General features: G+C 44.7%; 19 protein-coding genes and 1 pseudogene. 13 read left to right on the top strand and 7 right to left on the bottom strand.

Annotated elements, in window-relative coordinates:
* Positions 1-196 precede the first annotated feature (196 nt).
* From F0220_RS32995 to F0220_RS22420, 5 genes are all read left to right on the top strand, one after another.
* Complete coding sequence (locus tag F0220_RS32995) at positions 197-670, top strand: GreA/GreB family elongation factor (protein WP_091013515.1); 474 nt, start codon at positions 197-199, stop codon at positions 668-670.
* On the top strand, positions 660-1,166 hold the full coding sequence (locus F0220_RS22435; protein WP_181155487.1) for a cation:proton antiporter regulatory subunit: 507 nt from the start codon (positions 660-662) through the stop codon (positions 1,164-1,166). The genes F0220_RS32995 and F0220_RS22435 overlap by 11 nt, the downstream gene beginning before the upstream one ends.
* A 3-nt stretch (positions 1,167-1,169) precedes the next feature.
* On the top strand, positions 1,170-2,375 hold the full coding sequence (locus tag F0220_RS22430) for a cation:proton antiporter (protein ID WP_076216431.1): 1,206 nt from the start codon (positions 1,170-1,172) through the stop codon (positions 2,373-2,375).
* 338 nt (positions 2,376-2,713) lie between these two features.
* Complete coding sequence (locus F0220_RS22425) at positions 2,714-3,430, top strand: expansin ExlX (protein WP_105599932.1); 717 nt, start codon at positions 2,714-2,716, stop codon at positions 3,428-3,430.
* A gap of 109 nt (positions 3,431-3,539) precedes the next feature.
* A complete protein-coding gene (locus F0220_RS22420; protein WP_105599930.1) occupies positions 3,540-4,487 on the top strand; it encodes an alpha/beta hydrolase in 948 nt (315 codons plus the stop codon).
* Between the two features lie 74 nt (positions 4,488-4,561).
* Here the strand turns inward: F0220_RS22420 and F0220_RS22415 are convergent, their stop codons facing one another.
* Entirely contained in the window at positions 4,562-5,440 is an 879-nt protein-coding gene (locus F0220_RS22415; RefSeq protein WP_105599928.1) for a PhzF family phenazine biosynthesis protein, read from the bottom strand.
* A 176-nt stretch (positions 5,441-5,616) separates the two neighbouring features.
* On the opposite strand from F0220_RS22415, the gene F0220_RS22410 reads away from it, so the two are divergent.
* Positions 5,617-6,564, top strand: a complete 948-nt coding sequence (locus F0220_RS22410; protein ID WP_317451993.1) for an NADP-dependent oxidoreductase — start codon at positions 5,617-5,619, stop codon at positions 6,562-6,564.
* Here F0220_RS22410 and F0220_RS22405 read toward each other — a convergent pair.
* Positions 6,548-7,183, bottom strand: a complete 636-nt coding sequence (locus tag F0220_RS22405) for a type 1 glutamine amidotransferase family protein (protein WP_105599927.1) — start codon at positions 7,181-7,183, stop codon at positions 6,548-6,550. The genes F0220_RS22410 and F0220_RS22405 overlap by 17 nt on opposite strands.
* 200 nt (positions 7,184-7,383) lie before the next feature.
* Between F0220_RS22405 and F0220_RS22400 the strand changes: the two genes are divergently transcribed.
* The 3 genes and pseudogenes from F0220_RS22400 (at position 7,384) to F0220_RS22390 (ending at position 9,177) form a co-directional block, all read left to right on the top strand.
* Positions 7,384-8,121 (top strand): cyclase family protein, encoded by a 738-nt coding sequence (locus tag F0220_RS22400; RefSeq protein ID WP_105599926.1) that lies wholly within the window; start codon positions 7,384-7,386, stop codon positions 8,119-8,121.
* A 199-nt stretch (positions 8,122-8,320) separates the two neighbouring features.
* A pseudogene (locus F0220_RS22395) lies at positions 8,321-8,659 on the top strand (VOC family protein); the annotation flags it as partial.
* Positions 8,659-9,177: a GNAT family N-acetyltransferase gene (locus F0220_RS22390; RefSeq protein ID WP_223199753.1), complete on the top strand. Its 519-nt coding sequence runs from the start codon at positions 8,659-8,661 to the stop codon at positions 9,175-9,177. The pseudogene F0220_RS22395 and the gene F0220_RS22390, both read left to right, overlap by 1 nt.
* Positions 9,178-9,442: 265 nt before the next feature.
* Here F0220_RS22390 and F0220_RS22385 read toward each other — a convergent pair whose 3' ends face one another.
* Positions 9,443-9,643 carry a hypothetical protein gene (locus F0220_RS22385; RefSeq protein WP_091034774.1) on the bottom strand — a complete coding sequence of 67 codons (201 nt, stop codon included), beginning with the start codon at positions 9,641-9,643 and terminating at the stop codon, positions 9,443-9,445.
* A gap of 208 nt (positions 9,644-9,851) precedes the next feature.
* Between F0220_RS22385 and F0220_RS22380 the strand changes: the two genes are divergently transcribed.
* The 3 genes from F0220_RS22380 (at position 9,852) to F0220_RS22370 (ending at position 12,509) form a co-directional block, all read left to right on the top strand.
* Positions 9,852-10,307: a hypothetical protein gene (locus F0220_RS22380; protein WP_105599923.1), complete on the top strand. Its 456-nt coding sequence runs from the start codon at positions 9,852-9,854 to the stop codon at positions 10,305-10,307.
* A gap of 511 nt (positions 10,308-10,818) precedes the next feature.
* Positions 10,819-11,805 (top strand): ROK family protein, encoded by a 987-nt coding sequence (locus tag F0220_RS22375; protein ID WP_223199752.1) that lies wholly within the window; start codon positions 10,819-10,821, stop codon positions 11,803-11,805.
* A gap of 59 nt (positions 11,806-11,864) precedes the next feature.
* Positions 11,865-12,509, top strand: coding sequence for a sugar O-acetyltransferase (locus F0220_RS22370; RefSeq protein WP_223199751.1), 645 nt, complete (start codon positions 11,865-11,867; stop codon positions 12,507-12,509).
* Between the two features lie 55 nt (positions 12,510-12,564).
* Here the strand turns inward: F0220_RS22370 and F0220_RS22365 are convergent, their stop codons facing one another.
* From F0220_RS22365 to F0220_RS22355, 3 genes are all read right to left on the bottom strand, one after another.
* On the bottom strand, positions 12,565-14,385 hold the full coding sequence (locus tag F0220_RS22365) for an ABC transporter substrate-binding protein (protein WP_105599918.1): 1,821 nt from the start codon (positions 14,383-14,385) through the stop codon (positions 12,565-12,567).
* A gap of 74 nt (positions 14,386-14,459) precedes the next feature.
* A complete protein-coding gene (locus F0220_RS22360; RefSeq protein ID WP_149846765.1) occupies positions 14,460-15,971 on the bottom strand; it encodes an ABC transporter permease in 1,512 nt (503 codons plus the stop codon).
* Between the two features lie 40 nt (positions 15,972-16,011).
* Entirely contained in the window at positions 16,012-17,454 is a 1,443-nt protein-coding gene (locus F0220_RS22355; protein WP_105599915.1) for an ABC transporter permease, read from the bottom strand.
* Positions 17,455-17,597: 143 nt separating this feature from the next.
* On the opposite strand from F0220_RS22355, the gene F0220_RS22350 reads away from it, so the two are divergent.
* A complete protein-coding gene (locus tag F0220_RS22350) occupies positions 17,598-19,349 on the top strand; it encodes an ABC transporter ATP-binding protein (protein ID WP_105600034.1) in 1,752 nt (583 codons plus the stop codon).
* A 114-nt stretch (positions 19,350-19,463) separates the two neighbouring features.
* Here the strand turns inward: F0220_RS22350 and F0220_RS22345 are convergent, their stop codons facing one another.
* On the bottom strand, positions 19,464-20,243 hold the full coding sequence (locus tag F0220_RS22345; protein WP_091013550.1) for a hypothetical protein: 780 nt from the start codon (positions 20,241-20,243) through the stop codon (positions 19,464-19,466).
* Positions 20,244-20,292: the final 49 nt, after the last annotated feature.

Genomic DNA, 20,292 nt, shown 5'->3' with positions numbered 1-20,292 from the left:
GAAGATATGACCACAAATGATAATAAAAAAGCAAGTTAGACGAATATACTGGATTAAAATATTAGTTTTGGTAAGATGGTAAGAAGGTCTCGTATCCCGGGGGCTTTTTAAAATAAAAAGGAGGAAAACAAGATGATGAAGAGAAACATGCCAATCAACATGGAGAACAAGGCTTGTATAGGGGGTGAAATCTATTATGAACCATAGAACTTCCCGCCATAATTGCAGAGAGAAGCTGGTGAGCCAGCTATTTACATTCGGTGAAGAGAAAAGAACATTTCTCGACGCCTATTTCGACGTGCGCGATCCGGAGCGGATACAATTGGAAAAACAATTATCGGCATATAAGGAGTATGTGGAAAAACTGCTCCTGGGCCCGGATGAAGATCTGGACTCGGCGGTATTGATCGGTAGTCATATTGATTTTGAATATATCGATTTTCATACATCGGATTCGTTCATGATTGTCATGCCAGAGGATACCAATCCTGATGAGGGGCGTATTTCCTTCCTCTCTCCAGTAGGGAGTCAATTACTGCTTGGCAGTGTAGGGGAAATTAGGTCTGTTCATACACCATCAGGTTCCATGAGGATACGCATTACGGGGATTGAGCTGAGGAGCGAAACCTTGAACGAGCCGGCGCTAGGGGGTGCAGATCATGCACTTTAAAGAGACGGACTTACCAGGGATTGGACGTAAATACTGGTTGCATACCCGTAGTGGTGAGCATTTGGTCATTGTGATTCATAACGACGAGCGACGTGACCTGTTCCATATGGAGTCAGGGGATACACCTGAAGAGGTGGGTGATATGGTATCTCTTGTCACCCTGGACGATGATGAAGCCCGGGTGGTAGCCGCTATTGTTGGTGGTATGACCTATAAACCGAAGTTTCAGGATGAACGTGAAGTAATGCTTGAAGGGCTGTTAATCGAATGGCTACGGATTGAGCCTCACGCCGCAAGCGTAGGCATGACGATTGGTGAACTGGATATCCGTCAGGCCACGGGCGCCGTAATTCTCGCTGTTGTGACCAAGGATAAGGAGAAGCATTTTAATCCAGGCCCGGATTATGCTTTTACCGCTGGAGCTACAATTGTAGTTGCCGGTGAACGGAATCAGATCAAACATCTCAAACAATTGTTGACTGATGGACGGACTTAGCCTATGGATATGCTCATATTCGAAGTGGGAATTGCCGTTGCGCTGATTACACTTACTGGGCTGATATCTTCACGATTACGATTTTCGGTCATTCCTTTCTATATCCTGATTGGTATGGCTGTTGGACCACATGCACCACAGATCGGCATAGTGGATTTACGTTTTATCGAAAGTTCGACCTTTATTGAATTTATGGGCAGGCTTGGCATTTTGTTTTTGTTATTTTATCTGGGTTTGGAGTTCTCGGTCTCCCGGTTATTAAAGTCTGGTAAAGCCATTCTGACCGGGGGCATGTTCTATGTTGGTCTGAATTTTGTCTCTGGATTGCTGTTGGGGTGGTTCATGGATCTGCCCCTTCAGGAGACACTTGTTGTCTGCGGGATCATGACCAGCTCTTCTACAGCCATTGTAGCTAAAGTGCTCGTTGATTTGAAACGCACGGCAAACCCTGAAACAGAGATTATTATGGGCATGATCATGTTTGATGACTTGTTCATCGCGATTCATATCTCCATCCTGACTGGGCTTGTGCTCAGCGGGGCAACTTCATTCTTAAGTGTTCTGCTGGTATCGCTGTCTGCCCTGCTGTTTATTGTGCTGTTCCTGATTATTGGCAGGAAAAGCATCAAATATATTGATAAGGCACTGAATATCAAGTCATCAGAGTTGTTTCTGCTTACCGTCATGACACTGCTCTTCCTGGTGGCTGGTTTCTCGGAGACACTGCATGTAGCAGAAGCCATTGGAGCATTGATGATGGGGCTTGTGTTGGGCGAATCAAGACATGTGAGTCGGATTGAGCATCAGATCATGCCTTTCAAAGATTTTTTTGGTGCCATTTTCTTCTTCAGTTTTGGTCTGACCATCGAGCCGGCTTCACTTGGCGGAGCGGTTGGGATGACGATTATTGCCGTTATTCTGACGATTGCCAGTAACTATGGTGCAGGTATGATCGCTGGCAGACTGGCTGGAATGAGCCCTAAGGCCTCGTTGAATGTGGGCTTTACCCTGGTCTCGCGGGGCGAATTCTCCATTATCATGGCGAACATCGGCAAGGCCGGAGGGCTGATGGCATCCATCCAATCGTTTGCCGTGTTGTATGTGTTAATTCTGGCTGTGCTGGGGCCTATCCTGACAAAAGAATCTCCGCGGATTTACGCATCGTATGAGCGACTAAGGAAGCGGATGAAACGAAGGGAAACAGGTTGAGTCAAACGCTGGCTGTCCTTGGACAGACCGGGTATTCTGACCGGAGTGTTTAATAGGCGTCACACCATTTGGAGAGAGAAATTACTCCGGGGTGTGGCGTTTTTTTATTACTGGGAATCGTCCTAATGTCGGCTTGTAGTTATGCTCATTCAACCAAATTATGGTATGTATCCATATCTTGTGCGTGGTCATGAATGTTCAAGTCCAGAGGCAGGACTTTGGATGTGATTTGGTAGATAGGGATTGAAAATAAACAGTCATTATGTAAAATAATGTTATATTCAAATCTAGCAGTTGAAAGGGTCATTTACACGAGAACAGACGAGGAGGAATAGCTCATGAACAAGAAAAGTAGATTTCAACGGTTAAAATGGTCCGGTACAGGGATGTTGCTCAGTCTCGTATTATTTGCTCTGCCTGCATCTGCTGCATGGAATGATACATATCAGGGTTACGCGACGTATACAGGCTCAGGTTACTCGGGAGGTGCAGTGTTGCTTGATCCCATCCCGGCGGACATGAAGATTACTGCACTTAATCCGTTCCAACTCAATTATAACGGTGTCAAAGCCGCTTTAGCGGGAGCCTATCTCGAGGTGCAGGGTCCTAAAGGCAAAACAACCGTCTATGTAACAGACCTCTATCCAGAGGGTGCCAGCGGAGCGCTGGATCTCTCACCGAATGCCTTTAACCTGATCGGTGACCCAAAGGCAGGCAAAATCAATATCAGTTGGAAAGTGGTCAAAGCTCCAATTCAAGGCAATGTCTCCTATCGGATCAAGGAAGGCAGCAGTCAGTGGTGGGCAGCCATTCAGGTTCGTAATCACAAATATCCGGTGCTGAAGTTCGAAGTGAAACAGAAGGATGGTACGTGGCTCAATCTTGAAAAGCAAGACTATAATCATTTCCTCGGAACTGGACTGGGCAAAGAAAAACTAAACGTTCGTATTACCGATATTCGCGGTCAGGTATTAAATGACACGATCCCGGCTCTACCTAATGATGGGTCAGGTGGTGCATATATCGTACCGGGCAATGTACAGTTTCCCGATTGACAGATATACGAAGGTGTTATAAAAAGAAGTATGGTCATAGACGTATTCTTAACGAAAAGTCGTACACTGTACGGCTTTTTTTGTATACGAAAAGAGGAGAATGTACCGTATGAAAAAAAGTTTGCCTTCATATCAGACAACACATCCCTATTGGAAACAGTATCAGGGCTTTTTCCCGGAAGAAGTGAGGTTAGGGGAGCATACAGTTCCTGAGGAAGAATGGTGGGAGTCAAATGGGGTTAATATGCATATCGATCGCTTGCCTGCGCCGGAGTCTTCACTCAAAATTCTGTTCATTCATGGTGCGGGGGGCAACGGCAGGTTGCTCGCTCCATATGCCCGCATGTTGCAGCGACATGGATACGAGGTGGTATCGCCAGATCTTCCGCCATATGGTTTAAGTTACGTAATGTCTGGTACACGTATTAACTACGAACTTTGGATAGAGCTGCTTGTGTCACTCATCGAACGGGAACACAAAAAAGATGGCAAGCCAATCGTTGTATTGGGAAGTAGCATCGGAGGTATGCTTGCCTATCACACCAGTGCACGCAGCAAGCATGTTAAGGGTTTGATCGCAACTACATTTGTAGACACGAGTAATCAGGAAATGCGAGATCAGCTTGCACCGAATCGTCTGGTAAGCCGGGCGGGAAAACGGATGATGGATATGTTTCCTGCTCTGCTGGATCATGTACGTATTTCGGTCAAACAGGTATCCCGTATGCAACTGATTACTAATAACAAGGACTTAACCCGGCTTATTATGAATGATCCACAAGCGGCAGCTACACGTATTCCGTTGGAATTATTAAGAACATTCCTTAATAAAAAACCTGAGGTAAGCCCGGAACAGTTCAATCAGTGTCCGGTCCTGTTGGTTCACCCTGATCTGGACCCCATGACACCGATCAGGTTCAGCCAATCTTTTTTTGATCGTCTGGTGGTAGACAAGGAATGTGTGATCTTGGAAGGGGCAGGCCATTTTCCTATAGAGCAGCCAGGACTGAACCAGTTGGAGGTAGCGGTACTACGATTTTTACAACAAATTCAATGATGACCACAGGCCAGGCTATTACACTGCTTCGCATAAGATAGTTTACATATCCTAAGTACGTAAAACACCTCCCACTAAGGGAGGTGTATTTGAATGTTTTTGATATGAATTGCACGACCGCCAACCTGAATCTGTGTGATTTCATTAGAGCTGTCCAGCGTTAATCTGGCTCGGATCTCAGAGGGGCGGTTCATGGTGTACCCTTGTCTGATCGTGTACGTGTGATGATGAGGATCTGTAAGCTGGTTGTACTGGGATAAATAACAGAGCATGGCACCATTGGATGTGCCCGTTGCGCTCTCTTCCGGTATATCATAAAGTGGTGCAAAATTACGGCATTCTGCCAGAACGTCCTCAGCATCTGATTTGAGTGTAAACACGTGATAACCTATGGCGTGATGAGCCTTGCATATTTCACTGATACGCTGGAAGTCAGGATCGATTTTGGTCAGAACATCAACATCTTTAACGGCTATCATGATATCGGGTAGCCCGGTAGACACAATCTGTACAGGTAGTTCGGAATGCAAATCCTCCATAGAAATACGTAACGAATCGGCAATCTGCTGTCGATCCACGATCTCCCCAAACTCTGGCAACGTCTGAGACAGATAGACTTCTCCATTGACTGCGATATCAACTTTAAGAATTCCGGCTAGTGTCTCCAGTGTATATGTACCAACATTAACGAGCTGTTGTGTCTTCATTAGATAAAATAAAGCAATTGTGGCATGTCCACATAGATCGACTTCATCACTTGGGGTGAAATAACGCACTTTGAAATCAGCCTGATCCGAGGGCATAACAAATGCAGTCTCTGAAAAACCGACTTGTCTGGCAATCTCCTGCATCTGGGTTTCAGACAAATGCGCTGCTTGTAAAACAACACCTGCGGGGTTTCCACCATAAACCTTGTCCGAAAATGCATGTAATGTACTTACTTCTACTTCCATCGTGTTACCTCGCTTGTTCAGTTATTGGGTTAAGATTTAACGTAATGATAATGGACATTATATCACGATTGTTGAACGGGCTTGTGAATCCCAGATTGCTGTGAATTTTGAATGAATAGGTCAAGTGATCGCCGGGAAAGGGTAATGAAGGGAGAGAGAGAGTATAACGATAATCAATGGAAAGGCTGGGATTTCTAATGAAAGCAATTGTGATTGAAGAATTTGGTGGAGCGGAACAATTGAAGGAAAAGGAAGTAGCCAAGCCAGCATGTGGAGTGAATCAGGTGTTAATTCGAACACATGCCACGTCGGTGAACCCGGTGGACTTCAAAATCAGACAAGGTGATATGAAAGAAGCAGCGGAGAGTTTTCCGTTGATTCTGGGCGGCGATGTTGCGGGTATTGTGGCTGAAGCAGGTTCAAATGTCACGCGGTTCAGAGAAGGTGATCGGGTATTTGCGCGTCCGCGTCAATTCGGAACTTATGCAGAATATGTTGCTGTTGATGCAGACATTATTGCCCGTATACCGGAGAATTTGAGCTTCGAGGAAGCGGCAGCGATCCCGCTGGCTGCGATGACGGCTTGGCAAGCCCTTGTGGATCATGGACGTTTAGGCAAAGGGCAGAAGGTACTCATTCATGCTGGTGCAGGTGGTGTGGGAACGTATGCAATACAGATTGCCAAGTCCCTCGGCGCTGAAGTGGCTTCCACGGCAAGTGAATCAAACGAAGCGTTGCTTCGCTCGTTGGGTGTAGATCATTTTATCAATTATAAAAAAGAAGATTTCTCGGAGATTCTCTCCGGTTATGATGTTGTACTCGACACCATGGGCGGTGATATTCAGCGCGATAGCTTCAAGGTGTTAAAGTCTGGCGGGCATCTGGTATCCTTGGTGGAACAACCGGATGAGAAGCTTGCCAAGGAAGCCGGAGTAACGGCCAACGTTTTCATGATGGAGCCCAAAGGGGATCAACTGGATCAGCTGGCTGAACTGGCTGCGGAAGGCAAGCTCAAATCGATTATTGATGAAACCTACCCGTTAACTGAGCAGGGAGTAAGGGAAGCACACGAGAAAAGTGAATCCCATCATACACGCGGGAAACTGGTTATTCAGGTGCAATAGAATTCATTAACTGGTAGAAGTATTTGGACTCATGAGTCTGATACAGATTGAACCAGGCCTGTAATGTTTCTGGTGCATAGACATTCAACAGCTTCAACACATGCATTGTAAATTCTAACGGAGCTATTCCAGATGCAGTAACTAGATTTCCATCGGTTACTGCAGGCTCCGTTACATAATAGGTTTCTCCAGTATAATCTGGGCATATCATCTTCAGGTATTCTAAATCATTGCTTGTATGCTGTCTGGAATCCAGTATCCCTATTTTTGCAAGTGCAACTGTCGCACCGCAAATCGCCGCAATAACCGTACCCTCTTCTATGGAGGCAGCAACTTTTTTCAATAGGGGATCATGGATGGTATCCATCCAGGTGTTTCCTCCTGGAAGAATGATGACATCGTCACCTTTCAATGTACATTCATCAATAGAAATATGAGGAAGGATGTTCAATCCGCCCATGGTAGTTACCGGATGTTTATCCACGCCTACGGTTACGACCTGTAAAGGCTGGATCTCTTTCCTGAAATACCTTCCCGAGTTCAATTCAGCAGTTAGATATCCTACCTCCCAATCTGCCATCGTATCAAATACATATAGATATACGTTCTTCGTTTGCATCATACATGCTCCTTTTGTTTTCATGATTGAATGGATTACTCTTGTATTATAAATTAACTTCACTGACATCTACGGTCAGTGAAGTTTTTAAATTTGAAAATTAACAGCCCTAAGAACCAATATAGGGACTGCTCCCCAATTGTAGTGGAATAAGATATAATAGGAGAAATTTATTCCATTTTGTGCATGAGGTGATTAGGATGTCCAACGAACTCATTCAAGCCATTCAATTGTTAAAAGAAAAGAAATGGGTGGATCTGACCCATACGTTTGGTCCAGGCTCTCCACATTTTTCAGCTTTTGAGGCAGCACAATTCGATACACTGTTTGATCACGATCAAGGTTTCTTTGCCCAGAGCTTCAAGTTCCCGGGTCAATACGGGACACATCTGGATGCGCCGATCCACTTCGTTCGGGATACCCGGTATCTGGATGAACTAGGTTTGAAGGAGCTTGTGCTCCCGCTTGTGGTCATTGACCAGTCTGCCGAAGTAGAGAACAATCCGGATTTCACACTGGATGTGGAGCATATTCTTGAATTTGAAAGAGAGCATGGCGTGATTGAAGCTGGAAGTTTTGTAGCCTTACGTACCGATTGGAGCAAACGCTGGCCTAACCATGAAACATTTGATAACAAGGATGATGAAGGCAACAGTCATGCACCCGGATGGTCGGTTAGTGCGCTCATGTTTTTATTTGAGGAGAGAAAAGTACAAGCCATTGGGCATGAAACCTTTGACACGGATTCAGCAGTGGATTATCAGAAGAATGGAGCACTTCTGGCAGAATATTATGTACTCGCCCAGGATACATATCAAGTTGAGCTGTTAACAAACCTGGATCAGGTGCCGGCTAAAGGTGCGGTGATCTTCAACATCGTACCGAAGGCGGAAAAAGCATCTGGTTTTCCAGTTCGATCCTTTGCCATTCTGCCGTGAAACGGGGTAGATCAAAAGCTGAAATAGTTAAATAAGGCACAGAACTCAGAATACTCAAGTAGACAGCCGGCTAAATAGTCGGCTGTTTTTCAGCTAACGGGCAGGATAGTTGAAAAAGGTATTTTAATTTAAACCTCGAATATTTAATGTAATCGGATAGCTAAAAATTTGATGATAAACAGGACTTAGGTACGATGATAAAGGTTTCGGAGGAGTATTTTGGAGAACTAAGAATCTTGAAGTTAAAAAAAAGGTACAGTGAGGTGTTGAAGATTGACATAGAAAATTGGAATGGGACTGTGATAAAACCCAATTAGGAAATGAGACGATCTTTTCTTTCTTTATCGAGAATGACAGTTGTTTTCCAACAGAACAACAAGTGATGTTAAATTTCCAAGTACATAATCTAAACGAGACTATGAAGCATCTTGGACAGATTAGTGTACTTCTTGCAAAGAAAAAAGAGATTAGTGAATTTGGAAAGTTTATTTTGAATGAAGATCCTGAAGGTCGATTGGTCGAGCTTTGGGAGAAATAATGGCATTAATTTTAAGATTAGAACAGGTATTCCATAATTTAAATATAAGGGGTAAGTGTATGCAGATTAGAGCTTTTCAAGAGTCCGATAAAGATTTCATTGTAAGTCTGGCTTTACGATTTATGGACTTTGAGCTGATGAGCTGGCGTGATCCAGTCAAAATGGAAGAATCACAGCTCAGCCTAGCCCAAGAATCAGTAGACAGTCTTTCTCCTGGTACGGAGATTTTTGTGGCGGAAGATGAAACAGGAGAGCTACTGGGTTTCCTTGAAGTACAGCCGCATAAAGATAAATTGAACGATATAGAACAAGGCTATATTGTGGCGATTGCGGTTTCTCCACAAGGAGAAGGAAAAGGGGTCGGCAAGGGACTCATGACCAAAGCAGAAGAGTGGTCAAGGCAAAAAGGCTATCGACAGCTTATACTGAATGTCTTTAACAATAACCTTCGTGCCGTAAATTTCTATAAGCATCTAAATTATGAAATTGAAGTTGTGAAGATGGTAAAAGAGCTATAGAGACCCTTACTTATAAGCTAACGGGAAACGTTAGTTCATAAAGCACGGGGCAGACTGCAGGATGGCAGGCTGCTCTTTTTTTCATTTAGCTAACTGGCAAGAGGCAAGTAAGTTTATGAGGAACCAAGTTCAGCTAGGATTTGATTTATTTAGAAGCATAAATGTGTGCTTTGGCAAACTTATGGGTTAAGTCACAACTAACTAATCTAAATGATTCAAATATGTAAATAGCAAGGGAGGCGTATTATGCCTCCTTTTTATGTTGTTACTTTTGATCCGAGTGAGGATCTTGATTAAATCTTTGAGAGATTTTTTTCTCTGTTTTCTTACGCCGTATCCAGCGCTTGAGTAAGCCTTCTTCTTTGCGTTCTTGCAGTGTTTCCTTCAATCCTTGAATCATAAATTCCGATCTTCGTCTGTCATCCCGACTAATCTCGCGTAATTCCTTAATAAATTTGTCGTCCATATCTGCCTCTCGCTTATTCAGGATATCCCCATTATACCGAACGTACGTTCTTTTATCAAGTTTTTCCATTACGAATGATTTTCGAGATTCAATATAGTGAAAAGAAACACAGGAACAATACGTGGCATGTGTGAGAATGGTACTAGAGGGTTTGAGCATAATCCTCCATATATGAAGTTGAGAAACGAGAGGACGGAAGGAGCAATTCATGATGAAGCAGCGTATAGGCAGATCGTGGTTACTCATTTTGATGCATGGAATGCTGGGGATTGGGGCGATCGTTGGAGGAATCATTTTAATCATAGACCCATCCGGAAGTATGGTGAATTTGCCCGCATCTTTGTTGGAGAATTCTCCGTTTGCCAGTTTTTTGTTCCCGGGGATCATCCTATTGCTGGTTCTTGGCGTGATGCCTACGACGATTGCTATTTCGCTCATCCGCTACGTTCATTGGGGGCCGGCTGAGAGACTGAATCTCTATCCTGACCGCTATTGGGCTTGGACTTTTTCCTTGTATACGGGGTTTGCTCTCATCATCTGGATTATGGTGCAGGTGTACTGGATTCAGGATGTCTCTATTATTCACTTGGTCTATTTTGCATGGGGAGTGGGTATTCAAGTTGTGACCTTATTGCCTGCTGTACAGCGAACATATTCGAAATAAACTGCTCGCATGTTGAACAAATGGCTGCCGACAGAATCGTTGAATGATTCTGTTGGCAGCCATTTATTATGAGTATCAGATGATACGTGTTGTTGTAGTTGACAAAGAACTGTTATCCTCGCATACTTACTTAATATACTTTATAAAGTCTATTTATTAAATAGAGGAATAGTCACATGTGGTAAGTATCGCAAAATCATAATCCGCATGAAACAGGGAGGTAAGTATGGATGGTATACGTTATTATGGCAGTTATAATCTGGGTAGGTACCTATGCCAGTATGGTCTTGTCCAAGCAACCAATTGAAGTGAAGCCTGTGAAGTCAATGGATGATTTGTTTGAGTGAACCAAGTAGCTCTGCCGATTTCGATCCATCGCCAGTACGATGGAACTCATGTGTTCGAGTAAGGCATTATGTTATGATATGGTGTGAATGACATCCATACCATTGCTTTGGCTCCATTGAACCAGAGTAGAAACGAGAGGGTTATGAAAAAAGCCAACGCTACAATGATGAAATACATCAATTTGAATAATGTGCGTGAAGTCATGCAGCAGATCGAGACGGCGACCAAACCGCAATTAGCTTTACTCACCAATCTTAGTGTTGTTACCATTAATGCGTTGATTCAGGAATTATGTGATGGCGGAGAGTTGTTCCAGGATAAAGTGGTTCCCTCTAACGGCGGTCGTCCTGCTCAGGCATATCGATATAATTATAACTTTAAGCTTGCTTTGGTTCTTTACATCAAAGAGATGAAAGGCCAGGAGTTGATTTCGGCAACGGTCATGAATCTGGAGAATAAGGTTGTGTTGAAGGAAGAGAGCATCCTGCCTGCTTTTGATAAACAACATGTGCTGCAACTTATCGCGCGTTTCGTTGCGGAGTACCCCTCCATTGATATGATTGGCATCGGAATTCCAGGACAAGCCGTGGACGGGGACATCACCGTGAGCAGTCATGAAGAGCTTATCCATTCCCATCTGATTCGGGAGATCGAGAGCGAGTTCCAGCTGAACGTTCTCGTGGAGAATGATGTGAATGCAGCGATTAGCGGGTACTGTGCACAACATGCTGATCTGAAGGAACAGAGTGTAGCAGGAATTTATTTTCCGAACCGATACCCGCCGGGTATGGGCATGATGTTGAATGGACAGATGATCCGTGGGAAAAACGGGATGTTTGGTGAGATTAAGTATCTTCCTTATTCACCTGATTGGAAACGTGACATGAGCAACGATGATTTTGTAGTGCAGGTATGCCATATCTTGCAAACGATTAATGCCGTTGTTGCCCCGCACCAGATTGTCATTTATCAGGAACGGGTGGAGAGAGAAGAACTGGATTTGGCGTGGAAACAGTACGGGAAGGATCACCCCATGCCGTCGTTGCCCGAGATCGTACATCAGGACTCGTTCCAACATGATTTTGATGCCGGGTTACGAGGAATGGTTCTTCAGGCGTTGAAGTCAGGCATTCTATCAGAAGCCTTATAACCTCACAGGTCATGTCTGTGGCTTTTATTTTATAAGCTAACTCTTGTAGAGGAGGATTCATGATGCGTGAAGAAGAGAGAATCATGAAGGGCATATTGTTTAGTCCAAGTGATTCGGAATTAAAGACCATCAAAAGGCGAGCCCATAATCTCAGTCAGCGTTACAGTCAGACCTTTGAGGAACAGACTGAGGAAAGGGATCAGATATTGCAACAGTTACTGGGGCAGATCGGTAAAGGTGGATTCCTGCAAGGTCCCATCTTTTTTCATTATGGTGTGCATACCCGGATAGGCGATCATTTCTTCGGTAATTACAATTTGACGATACAAGACGATGCGCAAGTGACGATTGGGGACTATACCAGTTTTGGACCCAACGTTACAATTGTTACCCCCATTCACCCCATGATTGCCAGCGAGCGGAGACAGATGGTGGACCAGAACGGTGATGTGAAGTCACTATGTTATGCCAAACCGGTCACGATTGGTAACGATGTATGGATCTCGGCAAACGTCACAGTGTGCGGGGGCGTAACGATTGGAGACGGCTGTGTGATCGGAGCAGGTAGCGTGGTGACTCGTGATATTCCACCGCATTCATTTGCAGCAGGCGTACCGTGCAGAGTTATTCGCAAAATCACAGAAGCAGACAGCATGCGAAATTACCCTGATGTTATGGCAGATTGTCGTGTGCTGGAAGAATAAAAAGGCTGTCACCAGGATCGGTAGATGATCCAGTGACAGCCTTTTTGGTATACGTTTATTTGGAGGCGTTATAGTTGCTCAAGAATTCTTTTACTTTTGCAGGATCAGCTTTTAATTCATTCCCGGTCTGAACGAGCGGGCTTACTGTGGAGTATGCTTTGAGTTTGTTGTTCTTGTAGAAACTCAAAATCTCATCCTGATTAATGGAGTACAGCACGGCTTTTCTCAGGTCACTGCTCTTGGCAACTTCACGATTGGCCGTGTTGAACAACAGATAGGAGACAGCGTTACTTGGCAGACTTTGCAGTTTCAGTTTGCTGTCATTTTCGATGATGTCATACTTTGTTTCGGGTACACCGTAGTATAAGTGAACTTCACTGCTGCGAAGAGCAGAGAGGGCGCTGTCTGCATCCGCGATGAATCGGACGTTAACCTGAGCAATTTTTGGCTCATCTTCCGTGCCTTTCCGGTAAGCCGGATTTTTTAAGAATACACCTTCATAGTCATTTTTATAAGACAAAATATAAGGTCCGCTAGTATAAAGGGTGTTATTGTATGCTGCGCCTTCAGTCACCGTGTTCTGATCACCGTAAGGAATATCTTTGTTGACGTCAAAGGAAGCTACATCATATGTGTTGATGCTCTCCACCTGTTTTTTGGACACGATACCCGCAGATTGGTGAGCCAGGTAGTTCAGTACTTGCGGGAAAGGTTCAGTTGTTGTCAGTTTAACGACCTGATATTTACCTGCACTATTATCTGCTTTGGTTTTGTCCGTCACGAGTTCTGTAATTTTGCTGCCCAATCCTTGTTCCAATGCTTCGAGTATTGTGCCGTTGCCGCTGGATTGTTTGATGGATTTTAATGCACTCAGATCCGTTACAACCTCAGCTTCTTTGATGTGTTCATGCAGACTGTACGTCCGGTGATCCGGAACGGAATCTTTATTCTTAGCACGATCCAGGGAGAAGATCACATCATCTGCACCAACACGTTCTCCTGTATCTACCGCTTTTTTGTTATCAATCTTCGCAAAGTTGATATCGTCTCTGAGAATGAAGTAATAGTCGGAATTACCTTCAGCAATGCTGAAATTATGGGACAGTGATCCTTCTGCTGTCAGTTGATCGTCATCTGTCAAGTTAACGAGGCGTACATACATATTGGTATTCAACTGGTTGATGGAGCCGTCGTTTCCTTTGATTGGATCAAGGGAAGTCAGTACGGATGCGCTTTGCGTCAGAATCAACGGATCTTTGGCATTTTTGGAGCGGTCCTTGAACTCAATCGGTTCCCAAGCCATGGCGCGGGATTTGGAGAGACGAACGGTGTCAACATTCAGAATGTCTTGGTTCACAGCCTGACTCTTTAGGGAAATGTACAGAGGAGCGATATACGCCTGATCCGTTACCAAGCGATCTTCCAATTGTTTGTACGTGTCTTTGTACTCATCTGGAGTTTGAGTAGCTGCCTGATCGATGAGTTTATCAAGTTCCGCATCTGCGAGGATACTGTAATCTCCACCTGTTTTGAAAAGGGAACGCACCGCATAATCAGGATTTCCCGTTACCGTGGTCCAGCTGGACAAGGCAATGTCATAATTTCCTGCATCCTGCTGGGATTTGAAGCTACCGTAATCCGGCTGAAGATTCAACTTCACATTGAAGCCGTTTTTAGTCAGCTGGTCGCGTACAATGTTTACATCATTTTCGGAAGAACTCATGGCGAGCAGTTCAATGTCAGCCGGTTTTTGTGCAGTTTCCGTTGTGTCCGCTGGTGCGGTCTCCGCCTGGGATTCGGTTTTCGTTTTTACACTGCAGCCGGAAATCACAATGACGAGAATTAATAGCAATGAGATCAGTGTACGTTTTTTCATGGGATTACCCTCCATATCTTGAATGTGTGATGTGTGATTTCTTTTTTTCTATATCATTCATTTCAACAAATCATTTAGGCCTTCTCCAGCTTGGGATCAAGCGCATCACGCAGACCGTCACCGAGAAAGTTAAACGAAAGAACCAGCAGAATAATAGCCAAACCTGGATAAATCGCCAGATAAGAGTGGGTCTCCAGATATGTACTGCCGAGCTTCAGAATGTTACCCCATTCCGGAATATGCGGCTCCACGCCGAGTCCCAGATAACTCAAACTGCTGGTAGCGATAACAGCTCCACCAATCGTGAGTGTGGACTTGATAATCATGGGCGCAAGGGAGTTGGGAATAATGTGTTTGAAAATAATTGTACGATTGTTGTACCCCAGTGCACGTGCAGCTTCCACAAATTCAAAAGTAGAAACATAGAGCACACTGGCTCTCATGGTACGGGCGTAAGTTGGAATCGAACCCAGACTCAGCGCCAGAATGAGATTGACCGTATTGGCTCCAAACGCCGCAATAATCGCAATGGCAAGCAGAATTCCCGGAATGGCATAGAGAATATCGAGCAGCCGCATGATGATGTTATCCGTATGCCTTCCGTAGAAGCCGGAGAATGCTCCGAGGACTCCACCGATCAACACTGGAATGATGGTCGACATGCAACCTACGATTAAGGAGATTCGGGCACCAAATACAATCCGGGAAAATAAACATCGTCCGAAATCGTCCGTTCCCAACGGATACGCCAGGGAAGGGGGTTGAAGCAGCGCCGAGTAGTTATTTTCCACAGCCATGCTGTAGTCAAAGGTAAAAAAGCTGCAGATCGATATCGAGAACAGAAAAATGATAAAAAACAAACCGGACATGGCAGTCATATTTGGAGCAAGTCGCTCCCACAGATCATTCCAGAAGTTTGATTTTTGTTTCCCCTGTCTGCGAATGCGTCCAATGATGGAAATGCCGAGCAATAGTGCAAATACATTACCTGTGATTGAGGTCAGAATCAGCACTACACTGACACCGATCATCCAGCGAGGGAGGATCGAGGTCGCGTTATATCGGGATACGATAATCAGTACGACCAGGTCAATGACGAGAATAAATATGAGCACCGCCATGGCTGGCAGAAAGTTATCAGCCACATAGGGTTTGAAAACATTTAACGCAGATACACCGATAACGAACAGCTGGGTTAACAGCATATACACCGCAAAGGTATACTCCACATTTCTGGCTTTTCGAATCAGATGAAAGGCTGCCGTTACGATAAATATATTGCCAGAAATGATAGCAAGTAGCTGAACCCAGGCGATCCTGCGAGTCAGAGCAGTGACCGTACCCGTACGGATCAAGTCTTTTCGAATCCGAAGGGTGATGATACTTTGAACCAGTGTGAAGAATACATAGATCCCAAGTATCGTTAGCAGAAATGGTTTGAACGTCTGCTCACTCCAGTCATAACTGTTGAACAGCAACAAGGCAGTCAAGAGAAGGGACGTGATCCAGGCGAAGCTGGCCTGACTGTATTCTCGAGAAGACTTAAGCCGAAAACGCATTTCTTGTGTTAAAGACGAGTTTGTCATAGTACACCTTCTTTAAGAGGTAGTTCAAAAAGTTCACACATTAATATTGTTTCATCTTGGAGCGCACTCTTGGATCAATAAAAGCATACAGCAGATCAACCGCTACATTGATAATGGAGATCGTAATTGCTGTGTAGATTACTCCGCCCATGATACTCGGAATATCGGGGATAAATTGTTTATCCACAATATAGCTGCCGAGACCGCTGATATTAAACACTTTCTCCGTCACTGCTGCTCCACCCAACATGGCTCCGAATTGAAGTCCAACCACCGTTACGATGGGGATCAATGCATTACGTACTGCGTGTTTCAGCATGACTTGACGTTCGCTTAACCCCTTGGCGCGGGCAGTCATCACATAATCCTCATGAATGACTTCCAGTGTAGAAGACCGGGTCATCCGGGCCACCGCAGCTGTGAGTCCCGTACCCAGTACAATGGTTGGCATAATGATCGACAGCCAGTTCTGCGGGTTGAAGGTAGCGGGAAGCCACTGCATTTTGATTGAAAAATTCAGAATGAAAATAAGTCCTTGCCAGAAATTCGGGATCGATAATCCAATCAGAGCAATGAACATGAACGTATAATCGAACCACGAATTAGGCTTAATCGCTGAGATAATACCGATGGGTAATGCAATGACAAGTGCTAACAGCAGGGAGATGACCGCGAGGGTCAATGTAATTGGAAACTTCCTTGCAATCGTTGCTGTTACGTCTTCATTTCCTGCAAAAGACTTGCCAAGATCGAAGAGGGCAACTCCCTTGATATTGTTCCAGAGCTGTGTAAGATAAGGCTGATCCAAGCCATACACCTGATTGAATGCGGCAATCTGTTCCTGCGTTGCTGTCTCTCCGAGAATGTTAGCTGCCGGGTTAAACGGAGACAGATACAAAATCGTAAATACGAGTGTGGCTACGCCCAGAATGACAAATACCGTCATCAGTATTCTTTCAAATATGTACTTTAGATAGGGGTTTCCATACAAAAAGAGGATGCCATACATCAGAAAGCCGGGAATAAGGGATATCGTGAAAAACCATGGTTTGTCGATCAGTGAGTGGAATGTATCAGCCATCGTAAGACGGTGACTTCCCTGTTCCTGAAGTATGCGAGAAGTCCGCTCCTTCAACTCTGTCTGAACACTTTCCTCCAACCATTCCTCAGTCTGACGTTTGAATTCTTCCTCACTGACCTGTTGCTGGAAAAAACGATGTTTGCGACGCAGTTGTTCTTCCACTTCCAACTTCAGCCTGTTCCGGTAGGAAGAAGCGAGCAGTTCTTGCTCAGCCGCCTGTCTGGCAGCTACCCAGCCGTCATTTTTTCGATTTGAACGCCATATTAGAAACACGACCAGATTGATCGGTAATCCAAGAATGAACAAAACATATCGGTAGGAAGGATGAAGCAGCATTTTGCCATAAATAAAGCTTAAATTATGTACCAACCGCGAGAGTCTGCTGCTTTCTGCAAGATTCAAACCAAGCGCACCTCCTTTCATTCAGGTTTAAATTGCATTATTCCGATTGATATAGTATATATTATTTAGGGTCTAAACAATTGTCAAGGTAATAATTGTATACATATGGGTATGTGAAAAAACGGATGAGAGCTGGTGATGGCATGGAACCTTTACTGAAAGTGAATGATCTATCGGTCTCTTTTCATTCTGGAGAGAGTGAGTTTCAGGCAGTGCGAGAAGTAAGTTTTGAAGTACGAAAAGGTGAGACGCTAGGTATTGTAGGAGAATCGGGAAGTGGAAAAAGTGTAACCGCACGTTCCATTATGAGGCTGCTTGCATCGCCGCCTTCACAGATGAAAAAGGGAGAGATTCTATTTAAAGGTGTCGACCTAGCCAATAAAACGCAGAAAGAGATGGAGAGTATCCGTGGACGTGATATTGGCATGATCTTTCAGGACCCGATGAGTTCCCTTAATCCGACCATTAAAGTGGGGAAACAGATCTCCGAGAGTCTGATCAAACACCAGAAGGTGTCCAAAAGGGAAGCCAAGAAGCAGGCGACCGCGATGATGGAGCGGGTGGGGATAACTCGCAGTGAAATCCGCTACAACCAGTATCCGCACGAATTCTCTGGAGGCATGCGCCAGCGAGTCATGATCGGTATTGCACTTGCTTGTCGTCCTGAATTGCTCATTGCCGATGAGCCGACAACCGCACTGGACGTTACAATTCAGGCACAGATTCTGAATTTGATGAAAGATATGCAAGAGCAACTTGGGACATCTATTATTCTGATCACCCATGATTTGGGCGTAGTAGCAGGCATGTGTGATCGGGTTGTTGTGATGAAAGAAGGACAGATTGTGGAAACCGGGACGACAACAGAGATTTTTGCTAATCCCAAACACCCGTATACGATCAGGCTTCTGAATGCATTACCACGTCTGGATCAGAAGAAAAAGCCAAAACCGGTATCGTTGGTCCCAAGAGATCTCGAGGATGATCAGCCATTGCTTGAGGTGAAGTCGCTCAAACAACATTTTAATCTGGGGAAAGGCAATACCTTAAAGGCCGTAAATGATATCAGTTTCCATATTCGTCAAGGAGAGACGCTCGGCGTTGTAGGGGAATCCGGCAGCGGAAAATCAACCACGGGGCGTGCGATTCTGCGGTTGCATGAGCCAACAGGTGGAGATGTACTGTTTAAAGGAGTCCCGCTCAATCGCTTATCAGCTTCGGAGATGAAAACGATGCGCAGACATATGCAGATTATTTTCCAGGACCCTTATGCATCGCTGAATCCCAAAATGAGGATTATGGATATCATTGGAGAAGCCCTTGATATTCATCAACTTGCAGGTACAGCATCTCAGCGGGAGAAGCGTGTGGAGGAATTGCTGGAGATGGTGGGACTTGATCCTACCCATGCGCAGCGTTATCCACATGAATTCTCGGGAGGACAAAGACAGCGGATCGGTATAGCGCGAGCTCTGGCTGTGGAGCCGGAATTCATCGTATGTGACGAACCACTGTCTGCACTGGATGTGTCGATACAGGCTCAGATCGTACAATTGCTTGAAGAGTTGCAGCAGCGACTCGGATTGACGTATCTCTTCATCGCACATGACTTGTCCATGGTTAAACATATCAGTGACCGAGTGGCTGTGATGTATAACGGGAAAATTGTAGAGCTGGCCGAGAGTGAGGAACTATATTCCAACCCACAACATGCCTACACCAAGGCATTGCTGTCTGCGATTCCTGTGCCTGATCCAGCGGTAGAAGCGAAGAAAAAGAGACATGTTGGCAGAGAAACACCTAGAGAAAATGTTGAAGTAGAGGACCGTTATAATCTCGAGCATTCCAAGTGGGTAGAAGTCACGGAAGGGCACTGGGTAGCCATATCTAGCTAGACAGTGCAATATATAGTCTTTTTCAACGACAAAAGAACCCCGACGATGATCTCCACAGATCGTTATCGGGGTTAAGTTATATGTTCTTCATATAATGGCAGTAATCAAAAGCAATTATTTGAATTGAACCGATTTCTTGATGGTATCAATCTCGGCTTTGGTCTTATCATCCATGTAAGTGAAGATGAAGTTGAAAGCATATCCTTCAATAATTGTACTATAGTAATCTTGAGTAATGGTTGAACCGTCACCTGGATCCATCGTGATTTGCATCAGATCCATCTCTTTACCACCGATGGTTTCCGTTGTCATTTCCTTATAATCGTAAGGGAACTGGCTATCCACCATGAATTTTTTGGTTGCTTCCAGGTAGTCTTTACCTGTACGAATGCCTTGCAACAAACTCACTTTCTCAGCAATGGCCATAGCGGAAGGGCCAACTTGACCTCCGTCCAATGGGTATTTTGAAGCCATAAGCAGATTCAATGTTTTGGTCTGAGACAGTTCAATTTGTTTTTTCTTTGTTTCATCATCACCAGCAATCGCTTCGGATGAAGCACTTGTCAGCTCATTCATGCCTGCAGCATCCTGGAATTCCCATGCTTCCGGGAATTTCAGAGATACGCCGAAATAGTCATTGGTGTAAGAACCTTTTTCCGTAGTCCCCAGCTCAACGTCTTGGGAATTATCAGTTTCCTTGGACTCTTCGCTTGCTGGTTCTGTGTTCTCTGTTTCTTCTGTATTCGCTGTATTAGAATCAGTACCCGTCGTTGTTTCTGTCGGGGTAGGCTCTTCTGTTGCGGCTGTGTTATCTGCTTTGTCACCGCAAGCGGCTGCAACCAGCATAATCATAATGAGCATGGCGAATAAAGAAGCTTTTTTTGGAATTGTCATATTACCCTCCTGAAATGTGTGTGTTTGTTTCTCTCTCTACATGTTGCCT

The sequence above is a fragment of the Paenibacillus sp. 37 genome (genome assembly GCF_008386395.1).
In the GTDB taxonomy this organism is placed as follows: Bacteria; Bacillota; Bacilli; order Paenibacillales; family Paenibacillaceae; genus Paenibacillus; species Paenibacillus amylolyticus_B.
This window is presented reverse-complemented; position numbering and strand designations above follow the sequence as displayed.

What these genes read in the sequence shown, in the direction of transcription:
- F0220_RS22350 (WP_105600034.1), top strand. Translation starts at nt 17,598, where the DNA reads ATGGAACCTTTACTGAAAGTGAATGATCTATCGGTCTCTTTTCATTCT.
- F0220_RS22415 (WP_105599928.1), bottom strand. Translation starts at nt 5,440, where the DNA reads ATGGAAGTAGAAGTAAGTACATTACATGCATTTTCGGACAAGGTTTAT.
- F0220_RS22435 (WP_181155487.1), top strand. Translation starts at nt 660, where the DNA reads ATGCACTTTAAAGAGACGGACTTACCAGGGATTGGACGTAAATACTGG.
- F0220_RS22420 (WP_105599930.1), top strand. Translation starts at nt 3,540, where the DNA reads ATGAAAAAAAGTTTGCCTTCATATCAGACAACACATCCCTATTGGAAA.
- F0220_RS22380 (WP_105599923.1), top strand. Translation starts at nt 9,852, where the DNA reads ATGATGAAGCAGCGTATAGGCAGATCGTGGTTACTCATTTTGATGCAT.
- F0220_RS22375 (WP_223199752.1), top strand. Translation starts at nt 10,819, where the DNA reads ATGATGAAATACATCAATTTGAATAATGTGCGTGAAGTCATGCAGCAG.
- F0220_RS22345 (WP_091013550.1), bottom strand. Translation starts at nt 20,243, where the DNA reads ATGACAATTCCAAAAAAAGCTTCTTTATTCGCCATGCTCATTATGATT.
- F0220_RS22400 (WP_105599926.1), top strand. Translation starts at nt 7,384, where the DNA reads ATGTCCAACGAACTCATTCAAGCCATTCAATTGTTAAAAGAAAAGAAA.
- F0220_RS22370 (WP_223199751.1), top strand. Translation starts at nt 11,865, where the DNA reads ATGATGCGTGAAGAAGAGAGAATCATGAAGGGCATATTGTTTAGTCCA.
- F0220_RS22430 (WP_076216431.1), top strand. Translation starts at nt 1,170, where the DNA reads ATGGATATGCTCATATTCGAAGTGGGAATTGCCGTTGCGCTGATTACA.
- F0220_RS22360 (WP_149846765.1), bottom strand. Translation starts at nt 15,971, where the DNA reads ATGACAAACTCGTCTTTAACACAAGAAATGCGTTTTCGGCTTAAGTCT.
- F0220_RS22425 (WP_105599932.1), top strand. Translation starts at nt 2,714, where the DNA reads ATGAACAAGAAAAGTAGATTTCAACGGTTAAAATGGTCCGGTACAGGG.
- F0220_RS22365 (WP_105599918.1), bottom strand. Translation starts at nt 14,385, where the DNA reads ATGAAAAAACGTACACTGATCTCATTGCTATTAATTCTCGTCATTGTG.
- F0220_RS22405 (WP_105599927.1), bottom strand. Translation starts at nt 7,183, where the DNA reads ATGCAAACGAAGAACGTATATCTATATGTATTTGATACGATGGCAGAT.
- F0220_RS22390 (WP_223199753.1), top strand. Translation starts at nt 8,659, where the DNA reads ATGGCATTAATTTTAAGATTAGAACAGGTATTCCATAATTTAAATATA.
- F0220_RS32995 (WP_091013515.1), top strand. Translation starts at nt 197, where the DNA reads ATGAACCATAGAACTTCCCGCCATAATTGCAGAGAGAAGCTGGTGAGC.
- F0220_RS22385 (WP_091034774.1), bottom strand. Translation starts at nt 9,643, where the DNA reads ATGGACGACAAATTTATTAAGGAATTACGCGAGATTAGTCGGGATGAC.
- F0220_RS22410 (WP_317451993.1), top strand. Translation starts at nt 5,617, where the DNA reads ATGGAAAGGCTGGGATTTCTAATGAAAGCAATTGTGATTGAAGAATTT.